Source organism: Caulobacter sp. DMC95 (assembly GCF_056313785.1).
The window spans coordinates 1-1,276 of record NZ_JBQUZP010000013.1 but is presented as its reverse complement, the minus strand read 5'-3'; the positions used below and the strand labels follow the sequence as shown (position 1 = coordinate 1,276).

The following is a 1,276-nucleotide window of genomic DNA, read 5'->3' as shown; positions in this document are numbered from 1 at the left end:
TGACGTGACCCCCTGAAACTCCTCCAGGAATAATTAGAGTCCGCCCCCAGGAAAGGGACGGACGAATGAAGCGATCACGGTTCACGGAAGAGCAGATTATCGGGATACTGCGCGAGCAGGAGGCGGGCGTGCCGGTGGCGGACCTGTGCAGGAAGCACGGGCTCAGCTCGCCGACCTTCTACAAGTGGAAGGCCAAGTACGGCGGGCTGGACGTGTCGGAGGCGCGGCGGCTCAAGGCGCTGGAAGACGAGAACGCCAAGCTCAAGCGGATGCTGGCCGACGCGATGCTCGACAACGTCGCGCTGAAAGACCTGCTGGGAAAAAAGTGGTGACGCCCGCCGCGCGTCGGGAGGCCGCGGCGTACCTGCGCCAGGCCTACGAGATGAGCGAGCGGCGGGCGTGCCGGGTCCTGGGCGTGGATCGCACGAGCGTGCGCTACGCAGCCACGCGGCCCGACGACGGCGTTCTGCGCGAGCGGCTAAAGGCCCTGGCGCAGGAGCGCCGCCGGTTCGGCTATCGGCGGCTGCACGTGCTGCTCAGACGCGAGGGCCATGCGGTCAACAAGAAGCGAGTCCAGCGGCTCTACCGCGAGGAAAAGCTGACCGTGCGCCGGCGCGGCGGACGCAAGCGCGCGATCGGCACGCGGCGGCCCCTGGAGGTCCCACTAGCGCCCAACCAGCGCTGGAGCCTGGACTTCGTGTCCGACCAGATGACCGACGGCCGCCGCTTCCGGATCCTGACGGTGATCGACAACTGCACGCGCGAATGCCTGGCCCTGGTAGCCGACACCTCGCTGTCGGGCCGGCGGGTGGCGCGCGAGCTGGACGCCATCATCGCCCAGCGCGGGCGGCGGCCTGAGACCATCGTCAGCGACAACGGCACGGAATACACCTCCAACGCCATCCTGGCTTGGACCGACGATAGCGGCGTGGGCTGGCATTACATCGCTCCGGGCAAGCCCCAGCAGAACGGCTACAACGAGAGCTTCAACGGCCGACTGCGCGACGAGCTACTGAACGAGACCCTATTCCGGTCGCTGCCGCACGCCCGCGCCGTGCTGGAGACCTGGCGGCGCGATTACAACGAGCGCCGGCCGCACTCCAAGCTCGGCTGGATGACGCCTAGGGAGTACGCCAGCGCCTTCTGCGGAGAGACCGGCCGGCACGCTGCGCAGGCTGAGAGCTCCGCGCACCGGCCTCTTGCCACCCACCAACACCAAGGCTCAAATCAACCCAGGACTCTCGTTATCGCTGGATGAGAAACGGGGGTCACGTCA

The 1,276-nt window shown here is 67.5% G+C and carries 1 protein-coding gene and 1 pseudogene; both read left to right on the top strand.

Annotated features, from left to right (window positions below; genetic code table 11):
- Nucleotides 1–65: 65 nt before the first annotated feature.
- Nucleotides 66–218 (top strand): annotated as a pseudogene (locus ACT53N_RS18890) (transposase); the annotation flags it as partial.
- The gene (locus ACT53N_RS18885; RefSeq protein ID WP_476065308.1) at nucleotides 146–1,258 is read left to right on the top strand and encodes an IS3 family transposase; all 1,113 of its coding nucleotides are present in this window, start codon (nucleotides 146–148) and stop codon (nucleotides 1,256–1,258) included. The pseudogene ACT53N_RS18890 and the gene ACT53N_RS18885, both read left to right, overlap by 73 nt.
- Nucleotides 1,259–1,276: the final 18 nt, after the last annotated feature.